This window comes from Olsenella uli (genome assembly GCF_901212675.1).
GTDB classification, from domain to species: Bacteria; Actinomycetota; Coriobacteriia; order Coriobacteriales; family Atopobiaceae; genus Parolsenella; species Parolsenella uli_B.
In genome coordinates this window covers 16074-35702 of record NZ_CAAKOQ010000062.1, presented here as the reverse complement: position 1 = coordinate 35702, position 19629 = coordinate 16074, and the positions used below count along the sequence as shown (strand labels likewise).

Here is a 19629-nt window from a genome sequence, read left to right as displayed (position 1 = left end):
AATCCACGCGCCCACGAGGGGCGCGACTACGTTAAGACCGACCTCATCGACATGGCTGACGAGTTTCAATCCACGCGCCCACGAGGGGCGCGACGGCCAAAGTATACAGCGATATGCATGATACGTCCGCATTGATTCGATTCTCAAGAACCGATGAGCCAATGATCAGAGAGTTTTGCAATCAGGACAAGTGGCAACAAGAAAAGCTGCGCGAACCTCCTACCCTATCGCCATCGCTTGGGGTTCGCGCAGCCACGGCTTACCTCAAATGCATAAAAAGCCCTCTGGGTCATAGGCATCATTAACCCCAAGGTGCTCGACCTTGCTCTGCCATCGTTTCCCCAGATTATAAAAGCGCAGACTATCGTGCCGCCCATCAATTACATTCTCAAGCTCGTGCTTGAGCAACTCGTATTGGCCCGGATCTAGCAGGCACTCGAACACCGAGCGCTGCACTCTCTGGCCATGTTGACAACAGAGCTTTGCCACGCGCCTCAAACGACGGGGTCCTCCCTCGTCACTTGTCGCCACATCGTACGTAACGAGCACATACATGGTCTCGCCCTCACCTCCAGAGAAATGCCGGATAATCGTCCAGGTCGCCACGCAGAAATCGCGCAAACAGCTGGGCTTGGACAAAGGGGATAAGACCAAATGGCATCTTTTCCCCAAGAAACGGGTGAGTCACCTGCTCGCGCTTGCGCTCTTGCCACAAACCGAGCACCTTCTTGAGGGCGGCTTCCGAGAAAAGGCAAGCCTCTCCCTCCTTGCGAAAGTCATTCAGGCCCAATTGGCCTCGGTTGAAAAGCGAGAATACAAACCTGTCAACGAGAGGAGCGCGAAGCTCTTCGATGAGATCAAGCGCGAGACTCGCCCTCCCGGGGCGACAAGCATGGAGATACCCCATCTGCGGATCGAGCCCAACCGCCTCGCAGCCAGTCGCGAGCTCACGTCCAAGCATCGTATAAAGAAACGAGAGCGCCGCGTTAATAGGATCTGTCGGCGGTCTTTTCACCCTTCCGGGAAAGATAGGCTCCTCTGACCTGAGCACGATTGGAACGCAGGAAAAATACAGATGGGCCAGCTCCCCTTCAACACCACGCAACTCGTCGAGAGACCGGCAAGACAGGGCACGCCCCCTACCTTCGGCGAGGGCGTCAATCAAAGCGTTTAGATGCTCTCTGGCATCAGGGTAATCGCGGGAATACCTCTGCATAACGGCGCGGGCATTGTGAAACTTGGCGATGACAAATCTCTTCGCCGCCATGAGACACAGCCCTGCGTCGGAGGAACGCCGGTATTGCTCCTTTCTGAGTAGGACATTGCCCGATATGGGTCCTTCCACCCTCGCGGCAAACCTGCCACGCTCATCGAGCAGCACAACGCCGACGCCTCTCTCGGCACAGGAGGAAAGCACGGACATGCTGCAACCCACGTGTCCAAAGAGCACGACGGCTTCGATGAGATGGAAGGGTACGTTCATCACCTCGCGGCCATCCAAGACAACCGACAGGGCATCGTTCTTCTTCCGAAGCCGCGCTTCTGGATTAGTGAGGTAGAGCGTGTTGAGCAGCTTTTTCATGCCATGTCCCCCAACGCTTCTCCATGCTCGGCCCAATAGCCCGCAACATCTCCTCGAGCCGCTCCCGGCAAGCACGAGTCGAGAAGGGAGCAGCGTCGACAGTGCGGCCGCAGCACGGGCGTAGGCGTATGCCCAGATGCAAAAAGCGAGTGCATGCGCCATGTCAGATTGCTGACGCGAGACCTCAGATTGACATCAATCCCAACACGCTCCCGCCTTCTCGTCTCGCCGTAGAACAAATAGCCCTGGGGAACCTCGACTCCATACATTTCCTCAAGACATATTGCCTGAGCGGCAAGCTGAACCCGATCCCAGTCATCAACCTTGGGTCTGCCCACCTTGTACTCAACGGGAGCAACGGGCGCTTCGTCCGTATCAGCGCCAAACTCGACAAGATCCGCAACCCCATAGAGGCCGAGCTCCCTGCTTACCAAGTGCACCCGACGCTCCGCGCGCTTGCCCTTCGCACACGAATAGCCCCTCAGGTCGACCCGCTCGTGGAAGAAGTCGCCCCGAAGCGTGTCGGCACTGTCGTCCCACACCTGCTCGACATGAATGAGGGCCCACTGACGCTCACAGAACGCAAGGTGCTGCAGTCCCGAGAGCGCCAGCAGGTCTTCGTCGTCATACACGGCTATACGGAGGGCCTGATGTAGTCGTAAGACTCGACCTGCACCCCCTCGGGAACGGCCGAACCGTCGACGTTAATCTCGTAGTCGGAATACTCCCGCGCGAACGCATCCGGCGCAATGAGCCTCTTTACCTGTACGGCATCGAAGAGCTGATGAGCGGGGGCGCAGCCAAGCTCGCTGTCGTGCTTGAAGACGATGAGCTTTCGGGAGGTCATGAGACCCCTCGAAGCACTTCGGTCGTTCTCGAACATGTTCATAAACGCCTCAAAGAGGAGATCGAGATCTTCCTGGCAGAAGCCGGAGCGCTGGGCCAGCGCAGCGGAGACAAAGCCCTCGATGCGATAGAGCCCGTAGGGGATATATTGCTTGCGCCCCATGGTCTTGTTGTCCTTGTCCTCTTTCGCATCCGCGGACGCCATGCGCGTAATGCTCATCTCCAGGGGGGCGACGGGGTCGACCGACTCGCCAAAGCACAGCTGTACCGGGCCACGGACCTGGCCGCAGTTGCGCCCCGTCGTCATAACGGCGCCAAACGTACGGATATCGTAGAAGTTGTCGCACATGAACTTCGTGACCTTGCGCTGGTCCTCGACCTTCTTGGGCAGCTTCTTGTCGACGGGCTTAAGCCCATAGTGCACATACGCCATGTTGTTGCGGTCGTTGAGCGCCACGCCCTCCTGGACGTAGATCTTGTATCCAAGCCGCCCCTCCTCAACGTCCGGGGCGTCAATGGGCTGGTCTTTGACGAGGTCAACGTAGTTACGGATCTTGCGCTTGATGCACACGTCGGAGATGATGCCGCGACTGGTCTCGGGATCGATGCGAGGGAGGTTCCCGGCATCCGGATCACCATTGGGATTGCCGTTCTTCACGTCGCAGAAGAACACGAAGTCATAGCGATTCTTGATGGGCTCGGTCATGGTTACTCCTCCTCGGCCAGATTGCTAGAACCGTCATTGCTCGTCGAGTCGATGGCCCCGGCGGAATTCTCTTTTTCGCTCTTCTCCCATAGAGCGCAGCGCTCCTGGTAGTAGCCAATGAAAAACAATCCCTGGTCATCCGAGTCCAGCGTCTTGGGAAAGCCCTCGTTACCCGGCATAAGCCGGCCCACGATCTCGTCCAGTTCGCGCTCGAGCCTCGTGGAGAGCCAAGCCTTGCCCCCATCCTTCCTAATCGCGGCAAGGTGTGCCTGGCAATTGCGGAGGAGTGGCTGAATCACGCGAGCCGGCGTTGTGGACGCAGCACCGATATAACGGTCGCGAATCGTTGCGTTCGCGCCCTTGACCGCCTCCTGCTGGGCACGCTCGAGCACCGCAAACAGCCTGCCCGTCAGATAGCCAAGATTCGAGTTCTCCTTGTTGAGAGACACGTCAATACTCTCCTTCTCGTCAGGATGCACACCCCTGAGCCTCAGCCTTCGATTTCTACATGCTTTTAGAATGGCCGCACGCTGGCCCAAGTCCCACTTGTTTCTCCCGGCATGGTCAGCCCTCATGCGAGCGAGCACCAGGGTCTCGAGAGACCGGGGGAACTCCGCCCCTCTGAGCATCGCCCGCATGGTCTCCGCCACCAGGGTCTGGGGCAGCCCGTCGGCCTTTCCAAGGGAAGCCGTCTGCATGAGCGCCTGCCATGGAGCGACAGCCCTTGAGACCCCCACGATCTCCATGTCCCGCAGGTATTGGCCAAAGCGCTTTGCCAGCTCTCCCAGCGTCCCTCTCTCGAAATAGCGCACTGAGAGGCGGGCGGCATTGGGAGAGACTCCCAGGATGCAGTACCCGACCTCTGGATTGAACGAAGAAGGCACCCTTCCCCTCCTCATCTCCTCCAATGCTGTGGACACCGCGTCGAGCGTTGGCTTGTCCTCGGCCCGGCTTCCAAGGCTCTTGCCAAACAGCCAGCCCATGACCTCATCTGCAGCCCGGGAGGGCGCGTCAGTCCAATACGTCATGATTGTGCCGCCCAACGACACCCTACGGGAGCTGTTCCCCAAGAGATACTTGAGTGCAGTACCGGCCCGAAAGGCCGCATCCTCCGATATGGAGGCGTTGTATGCCTGGTCCTTGCCATAAGACTTGGATGCCTCGAAGTTAAAGGACACCAGCGAAGCACCCGAGGACTGCGCACCGGGAACACCCGTAACCTGTGGGAATAGCCTTGCCAGAGGGGCTTTCTGCCCGGTCACCGAGCAATAGCCGACCTCATCGACCCCAGCTTTGCCGACAATATCGAGGTGATGGTGCCATGCGCTACGCACGGCTGGTCGGTCAAAGATGGGATCTGAGGAGCGCCGGAGACAGAGCACGATCATCTTGCCGTCTCCCAAACGCTCGCAGTCCTCAGCGCTCAGGCATGCAGCTGGATTCTCGGCAGAGAAGAATGCGAGTGCCGCGCGCGCCCCTTCGTCACTGCAGCCGGACAGCACGTCCTCGTGGAAGTCGCGCGAGCGCACCCGGTTGCCCGGGCCATTCTTCTCGTCCAGCCCAAGCAGATACGAGGCCTTGTCGCAGAGTAGGTACGGAGTTGGGAACTTGCCCGACCTGCCAGCGTGCTCGGGCACGAGCATCTCCTTATTCCTTTGCTTGTCGCCACCCAGCGGCTGCAGCCCGAGCACGTGACCGTCTTCGCCGATAACAAGAGCCCAGGCAACCTTCTCCAGGCTCCAGCCTCGCTCGGGGATCTTGTCATGTAGCTCGGGATCCTGCACCAGCCGTTCGTAAAGTCCGCAAAGCTCTTGCAGAATCACGAGACCACCCCGCCCTCGGCACCTGCCACGTCAATCACGCCATGGCGCATGACCGCACGAAAGAAGTGGGGCTCTGGGGATTCAGGATTCGTGAAGTCCATGTCGTAGAGCATAAAGCCTAGGTCGCGCTCCGGAACCTCGGCATAAAAGCCGCCCGCCACCTCTTGGCCGTCCTCCAGCAACGACACACGCGCCGGAAACTCCCTGCAGCCAAGAACGGGCTGCATGAAGTGCTGCCCCTTGCGCAGGCGTCGAAGCACGATGTTATAGTGCTTTTCGGGCGTATCTCCCTCTCCCGCGCAATCGGTGAGCTCAAAGTGGGCATCGATTACATAGCACACATCTCGCAGATAGAGGGTCGCACGCTGCTGGCGATTTGCGCAGGAGTTGATCGCCAGGGGCTTGCCCTTCTCACAGGCTGCTTTGGCATTGAGGTAGCTCATCTTGCTCTCGAGCTCGTTTCTCCGGAAGGTGTCGAAACGAATCTCGTTGAGCACTTCGATGTAATCGATGCGCCACCTGATGGCAGGCTTCCAATAAATCGCCTCGATGATTCCGCGTGCGGCCGAAGGGGTTATGACGTCATAGCTCACGCGCTCTGCCTTCATCTCCGGACGAGTGAAGCAGGCCCTCGGCCCCTCGACCAGCACCCGTATGCCATATCCCATACCTACCTCCCCCCGTGTCAATCCAACTGTCCAAGTCTTAAAGAACCAGCGTGTGGGCCTCCTCCTCTCCCGGCCACAGAATCCCGACCTCATCGCTATAGTAGCTCTCACAATTCTGCTCGAGATTCAGGACGGCAATCGGCTCGAAGCTCGTCGCGTCAACGAACCCTGCTCGCCTGAGCTCCTCAAGACGCCAGCGCGGTATCCCAATGCTGCTTCGCTGCAGCCTCGAAGCCATGGCGGCGGCCGGTAAGCCCCTTTTGCGCAGCGCGCGAAGGTCAGCCATGAGCCCGGATCCCTCAGGACCCCATGGGACAAAGACGGGAGCGTCATCGTTATCGATGATTCGGTAATCATGTGCGCAGTCATCAAAGTCGATGGCACTAAAGCTGGATCCAGGCAGGTCCATGCTCGATAGCCTCTCAAACACGCCGCCCCTATCGAGGCCCTCACGACCCGCCGTGTCGTAGCGCTCCTCAAAGAAGTCTATGATTGTCGCCGCATCTATCACACCGCCATGGCGCTCTATGACCCGCTCCGCCATGGCCTTCATCGCGTCCAGCCAGGTGGCACCGAGAGCGGGCTTCGCATCGCTTGCGGACGAGGAGCCAGAGCTCAGGCCCAGGGGAGACTGCCGAAAACAGTCTTCGTCTCCGAACTTGAACACGTGAACAGTGCCTATCTCCGAGTGGCCATTGCGATTGCATCGCCCGGCGGCCTGGACCAGAGAGTCGACTCCCGCGATCTCACGATATACCACGGGAAAGTCCACGTCGACACCCGCCTCGATAAGCTGGGTCGATATGACGATGCAGTCCTTTCCCCTATCCAGAAGGACACGAATCCTTGCAATCCAAGCGGCTCGGTGCAGGGGCGCCATGTTGGTGCTGAGGTGGAACACGCCAAGTTCCGTTGGTTCGTCCATGCCGCCCGATGATGTATGAGTCGCACGGACTCGGGCGGCTACCTCCTCGTACAGCACGCGTGCCTTCCGCTTCGTTCCCACGATGCAAAGTGCCTGCCGACTCCCAGCCAACGTGTCGGCAAGCTCCTCCAGCCCGACTCGTCCATCAAACTCAAAGCTCGTCCTATTCCCAAGCGCCCGCACAAGGTCTTCCTGGAACGGTACGATCTCGCGGGGCTCCGAGCCAAATGGCCACCAGCTGTCGAGGGCAGGCTGGGTTGCCGTGCAGAGGACAACGCTCGAATGAAAGTCAAGCGCCAGGTCCTCGAGTGCCGCAAGGGACGGACGCAGAAGGCCGTCGGGCAGGGTCTGTGCCTCGTCGAGGACAACCACGCTGTTTGCTATGTTGTGGAGCTTCCGGCATCTGGCAGGCCGGTTCGCGTAAAGCGACTCGAGGAGTTGGACGTTCGTCGTAACGATCACGGGGGCATCCCAGTTCTGCGTCGCGAGGCGCTCGCGGATATGACGCTCGTCGCCAACGCCATCGAAGTCGTAGTTCGAATGGTGCTCGAGAACGTTCTCCTCGCCAAGGACGTCACGGAAGACCTCCGCCGTCTGCTCGATGATTGACGTGAACGGTATGGCGTAGATGATGCGGCCCATGTCGTTTGCCAGAGCGTGCCGCAAGGCAAAGGCAAGCGAGGACAGGGTCTTGCCGCCACCCGTCGGAACCGTAAGCGTGAAGAGACCCGGCTTGCTTTGCGAAGCCTCCTCGCAAGCATGGAGAACCCGCGCACGCGCCTCGTTAACGGTCGAGTGAACCGTCTCCACACTGAGCTTCGCCATGTGGCTGTTCAGCCTGTCAAGAAGCTCTGACATCGAAGACCTCGCAGAAGCGGCCACTCGCCTCTCGATCGCGATCTCCGGCGTCATGAAACTCTCCGTATCAAGATAGTCCGCATCGACAAGGCACGAATAGAGCATTCGCGTCGCAAGCACCGTCGAGTAGACCATCCGCTCCGCATGAGGGTTGGGGTTCCGGCGAATCCTGACGAGAGGGAGCTCCTCGAAGCTCTCATCAGGAGGAAGCGATAGATCGGCCTGTTCAAGAAGGTCAAGATAGGTTGCGAGGTCATCGGGGCCAATAGGATTCTCGAGCCGTCTGGCAAGAGAGGACCTTCCATCCTCCCCATCCCTCTTTCCATTGGGCATGCCCCCGTGATGGCCCACGACCGCGTACGCCATCAACCAACCACCAGCTTGCCCAAGCACGTGAAATGACTCGCTCGCGACGTGTCCTCCAAGTGCCGCATGGTCAAACGGTGCCTTGGTCCTTCCAAAGAGACGATCCTGAAAAGACTGGCTTACCTTTCCAGCATCATGCAGGAGGCCGAGGGCCCTTCCCCAGTTTGCATAGCCAAGTTCGCCGGCAAACGCCGAGGCAAGTGTCGAGACGTTTCGCAGATGGTCGGACAGCAGCTGCCAGCTCTCCGGACCCTTGTCCCCAAAGGTGTGCGCGTAAAGCGTGCGACCGAACCCCTCGCCTTCCTCCATGCATCCTCCCGTTCTGTCATTGAGCCCTCGTGAGTCAAGTGTGGGCTAATCGCCAGCGTTGCCTTTTCCGTAAGATATGAATGGTACAAATAGGACGGTAGACGAGCTTTAGCTCTCAGCTATTCCAACTCAGATAATAGTTTTTCGAGTTATTTTCGCAGTCCCTTACTTTCCGCAGCGCGGGAGAGGGGCTTTCTCTGAAGCCGAGTGAATATGCGCACGTGGTTCGATTGCGCGGGCTCGCCAGGTATGCTTCCCCATCGAGAGTTAAGCCGTGCGCCGGCCGATGCTGAGCACCTTCGCTCGCCAGATGCTCCCCACGCGACAGTTAACCGCTCAAAATAGGAGAGGTAACTGCCATACGGGGAGCATCTTTGGTTCGGGGCCGGATGCGCAACAAGCAAGAGCACCGACGTCGCACACCGATCGCATATGTCAAGATGGCGACAAAACAGAGGGACAAAATAGGAGCGCCCCGCACGTTTGCGGGGCGCGCCGGCAGGTCGATGGCGACCAAGAGGCAAAGGCCGCAAGGCTCAGACCAGCGGCCTCGGGAGCCAAGCCCAGGTCAGCGCCCTACATCGCCTCGAGCTTGCTCGTGAGCAGCTGGTTGAACAGCTTGGGATTACCCTTGCCCCGGCTCTCCTTCATGCACTGACCCACGAGGAAGCCCACGACCTTCCTGTTGCCGCCGCGGAACTGCTCGACCTGGTCGGTGCAGCGAGCCAGCACGGCGTCGACGATGGGCTCGAGCGCACCAGTATCGCTCACCTGGCGCATGCCACGCGCGTCCACGATCTTCTCGGGGTCGTCGCCCGTCTCGGCCATGGCGTCGAACACCTCGTGCGCCTGGTTGGAGCTGATGGCGTCGGCGGCGAGCAGCTTGGCGAGCGAGGCCAGCTGCGCCGGGGCAAGGCCGGAATCCGCAAGCGACGTGCCCGCAGCCTTGAGGTAGGCAACGAGCTCGTTCACCACGAGGTTCGCGACCGTCTGCGTGGCCTTGGCGTCAAGCCCCTCGGTGGCGATCTCGAAGAACGCCGCCGTCTCGGGATCGCCCGCGATCTGCTCGGCGTCGGCGCACTTCACGCCAGCCGCCACATAGCGGTCGCGCTTGGCGTCCGGCAGCTCGGGAATCTCGGCGCGGCAGCCGTCGATGAACTCGTCCGTAAGGTCGAAGGGCGCAAGGTCCGGGTCCGGGAACAGGCGATAGTCGTCGGCCGTCTCCTTCACGCGCATCACCACGGTGCGCTTGCGGCTCGGCTCCCAGTGGCGCGTCTCCTGGTAGATGACGCCGCCCTCCTCGAGCACCTCCGCCTGGCGGCAGATCTCGTACTCCAGGCCGTCATGCAGGCTCTTGAAGCTGTTGAGGTTCTTGAGCTCGGTCTTCGTGCCCAGGCGCGTCTCCCCGCGCCGACGCAGGCTCACGTTGCCGTCGCAGCGCATGGAGCCCTTCTCCATCGAGCAGTCCGAGATGCCGAGCGTCAGGAACACGCGGCGGAGCTTCTCCATGAACAGGCGCGCCTCCTCGGGCGTGCGCAGGTCGGGCTCGGTCACGAGCTCGATGAGGGGCGTGCCGCAGCGGTTGTAGTCGATGAGCGACTCGGTGGCCGCGGTGATGCGGCCCTCCTCGCCGCCCACGTGCACCATCTTGGCCGCGTCCTCCTCCATGTGGATGCGCAGGATGCGGATGGGCACCGTGTAGGAGCCGTCCTCGGCGCGCACCGGCGCGGCGAGGTTCGCGGTGTCGTAGGTTCCCTGGCTCGAGGCCTTGGGACGCGCCACGGCATCGCCGCCCTCGGGCATGTGCTCGCTCATGGACGTGGAGAGGCCCACGGCGTTGGCACTCGCGCTGGCAAGGCTCTGGGCCTCCGCCTCGCCAAAGGCGCAGTCCGGGCGCTCGGCGGCACCGCGGCCGGAGACCTCGAGGTCGAGGTGGCCGTGCATGCAGAAGGCCACTGGGCCCTGCGTGGTCTGGAAGTTCTTGGCCATGTCCGGATAGAAGTAGTGCTTGCGGTAGAACATGCTGTGCCGCATGATCTGGCAGTTCGTGGCCAGGCCCGCCTTCACGATCGACTGGATGGCGCGGCGGTTGGGCGCCGGCAGCGCGCCCGGAAGCCCCAGGCAGACGGGGCACACGTTGGCGTTGGGCTCGTCGTCGTGGGACAGGCGGCAGTTGCAGAACATCTTGGTGTCGAGCGCAGTGAGCTCGGTGTGGATCTCGAGGCCGATCACGGCCTCCCAGTCCTGGAGAACGTCGGCGAGCTTCTTCATGCGAGCTCACCCCCCTTCCCTGCGAAGTCGGGAGCGACGGCGAGCGCGGGCGAGCCATCCGTGTGGCCCGCGGCGGCGGCAGCGCCCTTCTCCACCGCACGCGCGAACGTGAGCAGGCGGCGATCCTGAAACGCCGGGCCCACGAGCTGGGCAGACGTGGGCAGGCCGGAGTCCGCGCCCAGGCCCAGCGGCACCGAGACGCCACCGTTGCCGGCGATGTTGATGCTGATGGTGTAGAGGTCCGAGAGGTACATCTGCGTGGGGTCAGAGATCTCACCGAACTTGAACGCCGTGCGCGGGCTGGCCGGCATCAGGATGACGTCGACCTTCTCGTAGGCGGCGGCGTAGTCGCGCGTGATGAGGGTGCGCGCCTTCTGGGCGGCGAGGTAGTACTTCTCGTACACGCCGCTCGAGAGAAGCCAGGCGCCAAGCATCTGGCGACGTTTGGCCTCCGCGCCAAAGCCGTGCGCGCGAGAGAGCGAGCTCTGCTCGGCCAGGGTGGCGCAGTCGGGCTCCTGGTAGCCGTAGCGCACGCCGTCGAAGCGGGCGAGGTTGGAGAAGGCCTCGCAGGGGCCCAGCACGTAGTAGGCGGCGATGGCGGCGTCGAGGTTGGGAAGCTCCACCTCGACGAGCTCCGCGCCCTGCTCGCGCAGGGACTCAGCGGCGGCGGTGACGGCTGCCTTGACCTCGGCGGTTAGGCCGTCTGCCTCCATCAGGGCGGGGATGATGCCGACGCGCTTGCCGGCGACGCCGTCCTCGAGGTGCTCCGTGAAGTCGACCGGGCAGTCTTGGGTCGTTGAGTCCTTGGGGTCGCGGCCGGGGCCGACGAGCGCGCTCATGGCGAGGGCCACGTCCGCGACGCTGCGGCCGAAGGGGCCCACCTGGTCGAGCGAGGAGCCAAACGCCACGACGCCATAGCGACTCACGGCGCCGTACGTGGGCTTCATGCCCACGACGCCGCACAGGCTCGCCGGCTGGCGGATGGACCCGCCGGTGTCAGAACCCAGCGCGAGCGTGACCTCGCCGGCAGCGACGGCCGCAGTCGAGCCGCCCGAGGAGCCGCCCGGCACGCGCTCGAGGTCCCACGGGTTGTTGGTGCGGTGGAATGCCGAGGACTCCGTGGAGGAGCCGAAGGCGAACTCGTCCATGTTTGCCTTGCCGATGGGCAGGCAGCCCGCATCGAGCATGCGCTGGACGCAGGTGGCGGTGTAGACGCTCTCGTAGTTCTCCAGCATGCGGGAGGCGCAGGTGGTGCGCGTGCCCACGAGCATCATGTTGTCCTTGATGGCGAGCGGCACGCCGGCGAGCGGCGGCAGGGGCTTGCCGGCCGCGCGGTCCGCGTCGATGCGGGCGGCGGCGTCGAGGGCGAGCTCGGGCGAGACCTGGAGGAACGCCTGGACGGCTCCGTCGCGGGCCTCGACGGCGTCAAGCGCGGCGCGGGCGACCTCGGTCGCGGTGAAATCACCGGCAGAGACGCCCGCGGCAATCTGGGCTGCGGAGAGGGTGTCGAGGGTAGCCATTACTGATCACCTCCGAGGATGGACGGCACGCGGAAGTAGCGGTCGCGCGCGCTGGGGGCGTCGAGCAGGGCGTCCTCGATCGAGAGGCCCGGCGCCACAACGTCCGCACCCATGACGTTGGAGAGGTCTCCGATGGGGTGGAACGTGGGCGGGACGTCAGCCTCGCCATACTGAAGGACGGGTTCGAGCACGCCCGTGATGGCGCCGTTCATGTACGCCGTCATCTCGGTGAGCTCTTCGTCCGTGAGGGCGATGCGGGCGTAATCCGCGATGCCGCGCACGTCGCGTTCGCTTAGTGCCATGTGGCCTCCCATACAAAGTGGTTAACCCTGTCATTCTATGGCAGGTTGCGGACGTCAAGCACGAGCGGGTGCGATTGTGTCAGTACGGTAACAGTGCGGCGGAGGGCGGGACGTCCTAGCTCGCGCGCACGCGCCTGGCCACAGCCACCAGCGCAGCGCCCGTAAGCGCGACGAGGGCGGCAGCCACCGGGAAGCCCTAGCCCTCGCGCACGCGCCTGGCCACAGCCACCAGCGCAGCGCCCGTAAGCGCGACGAGAGCTGCCGCCGAGACGAGCACCGCCTGCACGCCAAACGCATCCGCAAGCAACGGCGCCACGAGCAGCGGCAGCGTGCCCGACACACTGATGCCCACGCGCATGAGCGCGCTCACGCTGCCGAGGTGGCCCAGCTCGCAGTTGCGCTGCGTGAGCGTCACACGCAGGGGCATGATCAGGCCGTTCGCTGCCCCGAGGACGAGCTGGCCGGCGGCAGCGCACCACACGAACGGCGTCGCCGTGTAGAGCACCGCTCCCAAGCCCTCCACCACAAGCAGGCCGCACAGCGCCGGCAGCGTCACGCGGCGCGTGGGCACACGGCCGGCAAGGAGAGACCCAACCGTGGCACCCACGCCCACGATCGCCGTGAGCCAGCCCATCCACTCGGCACCAACGCGAAGCACGTCTCGGTAGAAGAGGCTCTCGAGCGAGTCGAACGCGCCAAAGCCGAGGTTCCCCAGGAAGCACACGGCAAACAGCACGATGAGCGCCGGGCTCGCCACCGTGGCGCGCACGCCATTCGCCACGCGCGCAAGCAGGGAGGGCGCGGCCTGTCCGCTGTCCTGTGGGTGCTCGGGACGAACGCACTCGCGAAGGCGCAGCGCAACGAGCACGCCAAGGACGGATGTCACGGGCAGCACGGCGAACACGAGGCGGTTGTCGCCCGCGCCGGCGATGGCGCCGGCAAGCAGCGGTCCTGCGATGACGGCAACGAACGTCACCACGCTGTTGAGCGAGTTCACGCGCGCGAGCAGGACCTCGTCGTTCGTGAGATAGCGAGGAAATGTCTCGACGGCTGTCGATGCCGCGGCACCGGCAAGTCCCATCACGATTGCCACAACCAGCAGCGACGCCATGCAGACGGGCATGGCGAACACGACGGCGGCCGCGGCGAGCGGCAGTGCCAAAGACGCCACGAGCACGATCCTCGGCCCCGCAGCGTCAATGAGGGCACCGGCAGCCGAGTAGCCCACAAGCATCACGGCATTCATCACGAACACGAGCGCCGAGACCTCTGCCGCGCCCGCATCCAGCACGTAGGTGGCGCAGCCGATGATGCCCACAAAGTAGGCCGCCTGGAACCCCAGCTGGTTGAGAAAACACACTGCGACAAGCCGCCTGAACGTCGCGTCCACGAGCAGCCCCCCCACTTGAGCGTTCATTTCTCGAGGCATTGTAGCGCGAGGCCGTTGCCGATCATGCCGCAGCGACGCCGCCATTCGAAACGACGCCGCCATTCGTAACGACGCCGCCATTGCTGTAGCGTTTATGCATGCTCAGTGGTTCTCCAGCGTGCAAAAACGCCACAGCGCCCGCGCCGGCGTGCAAAAACGCCGCAGCGTCCGGGCCGGCGTGCATAATCGCCACACCATCCGCGCCGGCGTGCCGAAACGCCACACCAACCGCGCCGTTCACCTCGGCAAATCACATAACCGACAATCGCTCTAACTTTTTCTCAATTCTAGAGTAAATACCGGCTAACTAGTGGTATATATGTTGCCAGCAAACGCGGGCGATGGTCGTCCGGGGAAAGGCGCCGCGCCCGCAGCGAAGCCCCACGGGGCAGCAAGGAGAAAGCATGAGCGAGATCATCGACGTGTACGGCCGCCAGGTGCTCGATTCGCGCGGCAACCCCACCGTTGAGGTCGAGGTCACCCTCGACGACGGCTCCTTCGGTCGAGCCATCGTCCCTTCCGGCGCTTCCACCGGCGAGTTCGAGGCTGTCGAGCTGCGCGACGGCGACAAGTCCGTCTACGGCGGCAAGGGCGTCCTCAAGGCCGTCGACCACGTGAACAACGAGTGCGCCGACGCCGTCCTCGGCATGGACGCCACCGACCAGCGCGACCTCGACGCCGCCCTCATCGCCGCCGACGGCACGCCCAACAAGGGCAAGCTCGGCGCCAACGCCATCCTCGGCGTCTCCCTCGCCGCCGCCCGTGCCGCGGCCGAGTCCGTGAGCCTGCCGCTCTACAAGTACCTCGGTGGCCCCAACGCCCACGTGCTGCCCACCCCGATGATGAACATCCTCAACGGCGGCGTGCACGCCACCAACAACGTGGACTTCCAGGAGTTCATGATCATGCCGGTCGGCGCCCCCACCTTCTCCGAGGCGCTGCGCTGGTGCACCGAGGTCTACCACACGCTCAAGTCCGTCCTGGCTGACTCCGGCCACACCACGGGCGTCGGTGACGAGGGCGGCTTCGCTCCCGACCTCAAGACCAACGCCGAGCCGTTCGAGTGGATCGAACGCGCCGTCGAGAAGGCCGGCTTCAAGCCGGGCGAGGATTTCATGTACGCCATGGACCCCGCCACCTCCGAGTGCTTCAACAAGGAGACCGGCCTCTACGAGCTCAAGGGCGAGGGCCGCACGCTCTCCTCTGACGACATGATCGAGTACTGGGAGGAGCTCATCGCCAAGTTCCCGATCATCTCCATCGAGGACGGCCTGGCCGAGGAGGACTGGGATGGCTGGGTGAACCTCACCAAGGCCATCGGCAACAAGGTCCAGCTCGTCGGCGACGACCTGTTCGTCACCAACAAGACCCGCCTCGAGAAGGGCATCAAGCTCGGCGCCGCCAACGCGCTGCTCATGAAGGTCAACCAGATCGGCTCCCTCACCGAGTCCTTCGAGGCCATGGCCACGGCCGAGCGCTACGGCTACGCCCAGGTCGTCTCCCACCGCTCGGGCGAGACCGAGGACACCACCATCGCCGACATCGTGGTTGCCACCAACGCCGGCCAAATCAAGACCGGCGCACCCTGCCGTACCGACCGCGTCGCCAAGTACAACCAGCTCCTCCGCATCGAGGACGAGCTCGGCGACTCCGCCGTCTACGCCGGCATGAGCCCCTTCCGCTTCCTGAAGTAGGACTTTTTCGGAACGTTCGGCCGCCGCGGGTTCGCCTCGCCCCGCGGCGGCCCTACGGAAGCTGGCTCTCACGTCGCTCGACGCGTCGCGCGAGCCGCCTTCCGTAGGGCCAAACACCCCGAGCCCAACTACTGCATGCTCGTGACTGGCATCTGAGTCGCTTTACCCGATGTTCGCGGGCCCTCTCCCCCGCGAACTAAAACTTCAGGGCGCACGTGTCCCCGCACGCTGCGTCCCAAGAGCGCGCATTCGTGTCCCCGCACGACGCGCTCTCTCTTCCCAAGGCGCCCGCGTGTCCCCGCACGCGGGCGCCGCCTTGTCTCGAGAGGCTGCCGAGGTTGGGTCCTATCGCGACGCGTCGTCGTCTGGGAGTGCCTTGCCCTAGGCGCCTACAGCGCGCGCTTCCTTTCCTCGTCTTGCTCGCCCCGCGCGAGCGCGCGTGCGAGCGCGGCAACGACGACAAGGCTCGCCACCGTTGCCGGCAGTGACGAGAGGGAAAGCATCGGCATTCCCATGAGCAGGCCGATGAGGTATGGGACGAGCCAGGCGAGCCACACCACGGTGCTGAGCCTGTGGAAGGCCTCGAGCGCGCGGCCGTCTCGACGAAGCAGCGTCACGAGCGCCCAGACAGCATGGAACAGCATGAGCGCGATGGCGGCGGCGCCCGTGACGGCGTGGACGAGCGGCATGGCCGCGCCGGAATCCGCGCGCGCCATCGCCGTCATGATGGCCGTGCCCGTCGAGTCGCACGCGAGGCCGAACCAAAACAGGACGACGTGGCGCACACGCAGGCTGCCAACCCGCCGTTCCCCAAAGACACCGACCGTATAAAAGACAAGTGCAAGCGTAATGGCCGTGCTTGCAAGCATAAGCTGCACGGACACTCGTATCCCCCACCTTTCCTTGTGAAGTTTCTGAGCGTTGTTCATTTTAGACAGGCCGTATGTCAAGGCTTACCTTTGAAGCCAATAATGATCATCGTTCACGTTCTCGCCACACGGTTCCATGGCGCATTAGAATTAGCTGCGAACCGGACGCTCCGCCTAACAATGCGGAACCGCACCATTTTCCAGCCAGTTGGAGCGACTATGCCAAGAAGGCCTGAGACGAGCAGAGAGAACATCCTTGCGGCCGCAACGGAGCTGGCCCGCAAGGACGGGCTTGCCAAGCTGGGCATTCGCTCGGTCGCAGCCTCGTGCGGTGTGTCCGTTGGGACCATCTACAACTACTTCCCGGATAAGGATGCGCTGGTAACCGGCGTGGTGGGAAGCTTCTGGCACGATGCCCTCGACCCATGGCTCTCTCGGGCGGGCTCCCTCGGGCTCGTCGAGGCTTGCGAGGAACTTGCTGCCTGCCTCGTGGGCCCGCTCTCGGAGTTTCGAGGCAGCTGGATTGCCGAGTCGGAGCTGCGACAACCGCGCAGGGAAGGCGAGGCGAAGCAGGGAGAGAGTGACCTCATTGTCCAAGTCGTCGAGGCGCTCGCTGCATCCGCCCGAGACGATGCCCGCATCGACCAGAAGAAGATGGCCGACGTCGGCGCCCGCGAGCTCGCCAAGCTTTGCTGGCATGAGGCCCGGGATGACGCACGGGAAGGCTCTGCCTCATGCCTGGCGCTTGCCAAGACGATCGAGCTTGCCTTCTACAAGTAAGATATCGGCAGCCAGACCCCACAAGCCGACGACCATCACGGAGTGATGGGCTGGGCCCGGCCAAGCCGGGCCCAGCCCATCTGCGCCACCCGCACGGTACGAATTAGTCACGCCCACTCGGAAACCCACGATGCTGCATCTGGCTGGCATTCGAACGCCCCGGCAAGTCCCCAAGGTTACGAGCGAACGCCTCCAAGTGCGCCTTGCGATGAGATTTCGAGTTTGCTGCCACGAAAACGAAGTTTGTGGGAAACATACGGCACCACCTGACCCTCGCACGGGACAGTCGATGGGCCAACGGGATGCATCGATGGGCATGACAGGCACGCAGAACGGCACTTTCCCGTACTCCTTCAGGGTTGCAAGCCCTTTGCCCGCCCCCTTCAGCGAAAGCGGTACTGCATGGGAGCTATGGCGTTTCCCACAAACTGCGTTTTCGTGGCAGATTTGGGAAAAAACCATCGCAGGGGTCACCAGGCGGCCTCGCGACCACGAGCGTCCAACCAACCAACGAGGATGGCCCGGCCCAAACCCGAGCCTAAGGCGCGCCAACCAACCCGAAAGAACGGCCCGACGCTACGCGCCCTCACTCGAGCCCGAACGGATCCCATGCCGCATCACGGCCCCAAAGACGCCGGCGAGCATCTGCTGGAACAGCGTCCCCATCATGACCGGGAACACGACCTCGCCCGGGAAGAACTGCGCCGCGATTACCGCGCCGGCAGAGATGTTGCGCATGCCCACGCCGAAGCACATCGTCACGTAGGTGGCGTCGTCGGTGCGCAGCAGCCGCGAGAGCCCCATGCCCAACAAAAAGCCGCAGGTGGCAAACGCAAAGATGTAACCCATCATGCCAAACAGCTCGGGCGTGATGTGGCGCATGTAGTCGGCCATCTGCGTGGAGTTGGACGTCATGATGAGCACGAGCAGCACACGCACCGCCGGCGAGATCGTGGGCGAGAGCACCGTGTGGCCCCAGCCGTGCGAAAGCTCGTTCACGAACACACCGGCAATCGCGGGCAGCGCGATCATGAAGACCATCTGCGTCATCATGCTCACCACGTCGAGCTGGACCGTCTCTCCCAGGAGCACCTTGAGCGACAGCGGGATGGTGAAGGGCGCCAGCACCGTGGACACGAGGATGGTGGCCAGGGCCAGCGACAGGTCGCCGCCGTACATGCCGCACCACAGGAAGCACACCACGGCGACCGGCACACAGTACTCCAGCGTGGCGCCGATGACGAGGTTAGGGTTGGCCGCGAACAGGATGCCCGAGAGAGCGCGCGAGGCGGCCGGCATCACCACGAGCGTCACCGCGAGGATGGCGAGCATGTTGCGCGGGTGGCGAAAGACGTCGAGCACGTCGTGCACGTTGTTGTTAAGCGAGCCCTGGAACGTCATGATGGCGAACATCACCGGAACGGCGCGCTCGGTCACGCCGAAGACATCCGGAAACAGGACGCCCGTTACCACGCACAGCGGCGCGATGAACATCATGTGAGACCCGATGGCGTCCCCGAACCTCTTCCAAGCCTCCATGCCCCGGTGCTCTCCCCTCTCGGTCCCTCTTCGAACCGGCCGGCAACCCGCCAGCCGACAGCATACGCGCACGAGATGCGCAGGCGGCCCTCCAACCCCAATTGGCGGCCAGCACGGACGCGGCGACGCACCCCGCCGGGCCCGCGCACGGCCCAAGACACCCGCCCGAATGCCCCAAGACGCCCGCCAAACCCATAATGCCGCGTCCTTTTGGGTATTATGCCGACAAGGCGAAAATCCCACTTCCAGTGGGGTATTATTCCGAAGGCACTTCCGACAGGCAAGGTAAGGACACACGATGGAACACCTTCTTAACATCGACGGCGTCTCGGCTGGCGTCGACGAAAAGCCCATCCTCCACGACATCTCGCTCACCCTCGAGAGCGGCGAGTGCAACGTGCTCATGGGGCCCAACGGTGCCGGCAAGTCGACGCTCGGCCATGTCATCATGGGCGACCCAACCTACCGCACCACCTCCGGCACCATCACCTTCGACGGCGCCGACATCACCGACGACTCGCCCGACAAGCGCTCGCTCGCCGGCATCTTCCTCTCCTACCAGGCCCCCGTCGAGATTCCGGGCGTGCCCCTCTACAGCTTCCTGCGCACCATCTGCCAGAAGCGTCCCGAGCTCAAGATGACCGCCCGCCAGTTCCGCAAGCGCGTGGGCGAGCTCTGCGACGAGCTCGACATGGACTCGTCCTACCTCACCCGCGAGCTCAACGTGGGCTTCTCCGGCGGCGAGAAGAAGAAGGTCGAGATGCTGCAGCTCCTGCTGCTCAAGCCCAAGCTGGCCATCCTCGACGAGACCGACTCGGGCCTCGACGTCGACGCGCTCTCCGTGGTCTCGCGCGGCATCACGGCCTACCGCGAGCAGTGCGACGGCGCCCTGCTCATCATCACGCACAACACGCGCATCCTCGAGCGCGTCGAGGTCGACCGCACCCACGTCATGGTGAAGGGCCACCTCGTGGCCGACGGCGGCCCCGAGCTCATCCCCGAGATCGACCGCGAGGGCTTCGAGCGCTTCGAGGCCACCGAGACCAAGGTCGAGGCGAGCGAGAAGGCGGGCGCGTAGTCATGGCAGACCAGATTCAGGAGGTCGACGTGGACCAGGGCGTCGACGTGCCCGGGGACTCCCC

16 protein-coding genes and 1 CRISPR repeat array (1 of these 17 cut by a window edge) are annotated in these 19629 nt (G+C 63.3%); of the genes, 3 read left to right on the top strand and 13 right to left on the bottom strand.

What is annotated here, in order from left to right; all coding sequences use genetic code 11:
• Nucleotides 1-94: a CRISPR direct-repeat array (repeat unit 27 nt; unit sequence AATCCACGCGCCCACGAGGGGCGCGAC); it reaches 542 nt to the left of the window's first position.
• A gap of 170 nt (nt 95-264) precedes the next feature.
• The 11 genes from cas2 to EFAMC1_RS10700 all read right to left on the bottom strand — a co-directional run bounded on the left by cas2 (nt 265) and on the right by EFAMC1_RS10700 (nt 13566).
• On the bottom strand, nt 265-555 hold the full coding sequence (gene cas2 / locus EFAMC1_RS10750; protein ID WP_154054267.1) for a CRISPR-associated endonuclease Cas2: 291 nt from the start codon (nt 553-555) through the stop codon (nt 265-267).
• Nucleotides 556-565: 10 nt separating this feature from the next.
• Nucleotides 566-1582: a type I-C CRISPR-associated endonuclease Cas1c gene (gene cas1c, locus EFAMC1_RS10745; protein WP_154054266.1), complete on the bottom strand. Its 1017-nt coding sequence runs from the start codon at nt 1580-1582 to the stop codon at nt 566-568.
• Nucleotides 1579-2214 carry a CRISPR-associated protein Cas4 gene (gene cas4, locus EFAMC1_RS10740; protein ID WP_222838719.1) on the bottom strand — a complete coding sequence of 212 codons (636 nt, stop codon included), beginning with the start codon at nt 2212-2214 and terminating at the stop codon, nt 1579-1581. The genes cas1c and cas4 overlap by 4 nt, the downstream gene beginning before the upstream one ends.
• A gap of 2 nt (nt 2215-2216) precedes the next feature.
• The gene (cas7c, locus tag EFAMC1_RS10735) at nt 2217-3134 is read right to left on the bottom strand and encodes a type I-C CRISPR-associated protein Cas7/Csd2 (RefSeq protein ID WP_154054264.1); all 918 of its coding nucleotides are present in this window, start codon (nt 3132-3134) and stop codon (nt 2217-2219) included.
• Between the two features lie 2 nt (nt 3135-3136).
• Nucleotides 3137-4957, bottom strand: coding sequence for a type I-C CRISPR-associated protein Cas8c/Csd1 (cas8c, locus tag EFAMC1_RS10730; protein ID WP_154054263.1), 1821 nt, complete (start codon nt 4955-4957; stop codon nt 3137-3139).
• Complete coding sequence (gene cas5c / locus EFAMC1_RS10725) at nt 4954-5625, bottom strand: type I-C CRISPR-associated protein Cas5c (protein ID WP_154054262.1); 672 nt, start codon at nt 5623-5625, stop codon at nt 4954-4956. Before cas5c ends, cas8c begins: the two co-directional genes overlap by 4 nt.
• Nucleotides 5626-5662: 37 nt before the next feature.
• Nucleotides 5663-8083 (bottom strand): CRISPR-associated helicase Cas3', encoded by a 2421-nt coding sequence (gene cas3, locus EFAMC1_RS10720; RefSeq protein WP_154054261.1) that lies wholly within the window; start codon nt 8081-8083, stop codon nt 5663-5665.
• A 576-nt stretch (nt 8084-8659) separates the two neighbouring features.
• Complete coding sequence (gene gatB, locus EFAMC1_RS10715; protein WP_154054260.1) at nt 8660-10354, bottom strand: Asp-tRNA(Asn)/Glu-tRNA(Gln) amidotransferase subunit GatB; 1695 nt, start codon at nt 10352-10354, stop codon at nt 8660-8662.
• Nucleotides 10351-11874, bottom strand: coding sequence for an Asp-tRNA(Asn)/Glu-tRNA(Gln) amidotransferase subunit GatA (gene gatA / locus EFAMC1_RS10710; RefSeq protein ID WP_154054259.1), 1524 nt, complete (start codon nt 11872-11874; stop codon nt 10351-10353). The genes gatB and gatA overlap by 4 nt, the downstream gene beginning before the upstream one ends.
• Complete coding sequence (locus EFAMC1_RS10705) at nt 11874-12176, bottom strand: aspartyl/glutamyl-tRNA amidotransferase subunit C (RefSeq protein ID WP_154054258.1); 303 nt, start codon at nt 12174-12176, stop codon at nt 11874-11876. The genes gatA and EFAMC1_RS10705 overlap by 1 nt, the downstream gene beginning before the upstream one ends.
• Nucleotides 12177-12372: 196 nt before the next feature.
• Nucleotides 12373-13566: an MFS transporter gene (locus tag EFAMC1_RS10700; RefSeq protein ID WP_187324671.1), complete on the bottom strand. Its 1194-nt coding sequence runs from the start codon at nt 13564-13566 to the stop codon at nt 12373-12375.
• Nucleotides 13567-14009: 443 nt separating this feature from the next.
• Here EFAMC1_RS10700 and eno point away from each other — a divergent pair, with 443 nt between their 5' ends.
• Nucleotides 14010-15299 carry a phosphopyruvate hydratase gene (eno, locus tag EFAMC1_RS10695; RefSeq protein ID WP_154054256.1) on the top strand — a complete coding sequence of 430 codons (1290 nt, stop codon included), beginning with the start codon at nt 14010-14012 and terminating at the stop codon, nt 15297-15299.
• 389 nt (nt 15300-15688) lie between these two features.
• Here eno and EFAMC1_RS10690 read toward each other — a convergent pair whose 3' ends face one another.
• Nucleotides 15689-16168: an HsmA family protein gene (locus EFAMC1_RS10690; RefSeq protein ID WP_261981882.1), complete on the bottom strand. Its 480-nt coding sequence runs from the start codon at nt 16166-16168 to the stop codon at nt 15689-15691.
• 219 nt (nt 16169-16387) lie between these two features.
• On the opposite strand from EFAMC1_RS10690, the gene EFAMC1_RS10685 reads away from it, so the two are divergent.
• Nucleotides 16388-16948, top strand: coding sequence for a TetR/AcrR family transcriptional regulator (locus tag EFAMC1_RS10685; RefSeq protein ID WP_222838718.1), 561 nt, complete (start codon nt 16388-16390; stop codon nt 16946-16948).
• Between the two features lie 576 nt (nt 16949-17524).
• Here EFAMC1_RS10685 and EFAMC1_RS10680 read toward each other — a convergent pair.
• Nucleotides 17525-18487, bottom strand: a complete 963-nt coding sequence (locus tag EFAMC1_RS10680; protein ID WP_187324670.1) for a bile acid:sodium symporter family protein — start codon at nt 18485-18487, stop codon at nt 17525-17527.
• Nucleotides 18488-18785: 298 nt separating this feature from the next.
• Here EFAMC1_RS10680 and sufC point away from each other — a divergent pair, with 298 nt between their 5' ends.
• Nucleotides 18786-19565, top strand: coding sequence for a Fe-S cluster assembly ATPase SufC (gene sufC / locus EFAMC1_RS10675; RefSeq protein ID WP_154054253.1), 780 nt, complete (start codon nt 18786-18788; stop codon nt 19563-19565).
• Nucleotides 19566-19629: the final 64 nt, after the last annotated feature.

Bases quoted from the DNA above. Each gene is read 5' to 3' on its own strand.
- cas2 (WP_154054267.1), bottom strand. From the start codon at position 555: ATGTATGTGCTCGTTACGTACGATGTGGCGACAAGTGACGAGGGAGGA.
- cas1c (WP_154054266.1), bottom strand. From the start codon at position 1,582: ATGAAAAAGCTGCTCAACACGCTCTACCTCACTAATCCAGAAGCGCGG.
- cas7c (WP_154054264.1), bottom strand. From the start codon at position 3,134: ATGACCGAGCCCATCAAGAATCGCTATGACTTCGTGTTCTTCTGCGAC.
- cas5c (WP_154054262.1), bottom strand. From the start codon at position 5,625: ATGGGATATGGCATACGGGTGCTGGTCGAGGGGCCGAGGGCCTGCTTC.
- cas3 (WP_154054261.1), bottom strand. From the start codon at position 8,083: ATGGAGGAAGGCGAGGGGTTCGGTCGCACGCTTTACGCGCACACCTTT.
- gatB (WP_154054260.1), bottom strand. From the start codon at position 10,354: ATGAAGAAGCTCGCCGACGTTCTCCAGGACTGGGAGGCCGTGATCGGC.
- gatA (WP_154054259.1), bottom strand. From the start codon at position 11,874: ATGGCTACCCTCGACACCCTCTCCGCAGCCCAGATTGCCGCGGGCGTC.
- EFAMC1_RS10705 (WP_154054258.1), bottom strand. From the start codon at position 12,176: ATGGCACTAAGCGAACGCGACGTGCGCGGCATCGCGGATTACGCCCGC.
- eno (WP_154054256.1), top strand. From the start codon at position 14,010: ATGAGCGAGATCATCGACGTGTACGGCCGCCAGGTGCTCGATTCGCGC.
- EFAMC1_RS10690 (WP_261981882.1), bottom strand. From the start codon at position 16,168: ATGCTTGCAAGCACGGCCATTACGCTTGCACTTGTCTTTTATACGGTC.
- EFAMC1_RS10685 (WP_222838718.1), top strand. From the start codon at position 16,388: ATGCCAAGAAGGCCTGAGACGAGCAGAGAGAACATCCTTGCGGCCGCA.
- EFAMC1_RS10680 (WP_187324670.1), bottom strand. From the start codon at position 18,487: ATGGAGGCTTGGAAGAGGTTCGGGGACGCCATCGGGTCTCACATGATG.
- sufC (WP_154054253.1), top strand. From the start codon at position 18,786: ATGGAACACCTTCTTAACATCGACGGCGTCTCGGCTGGCGTCGACGAA.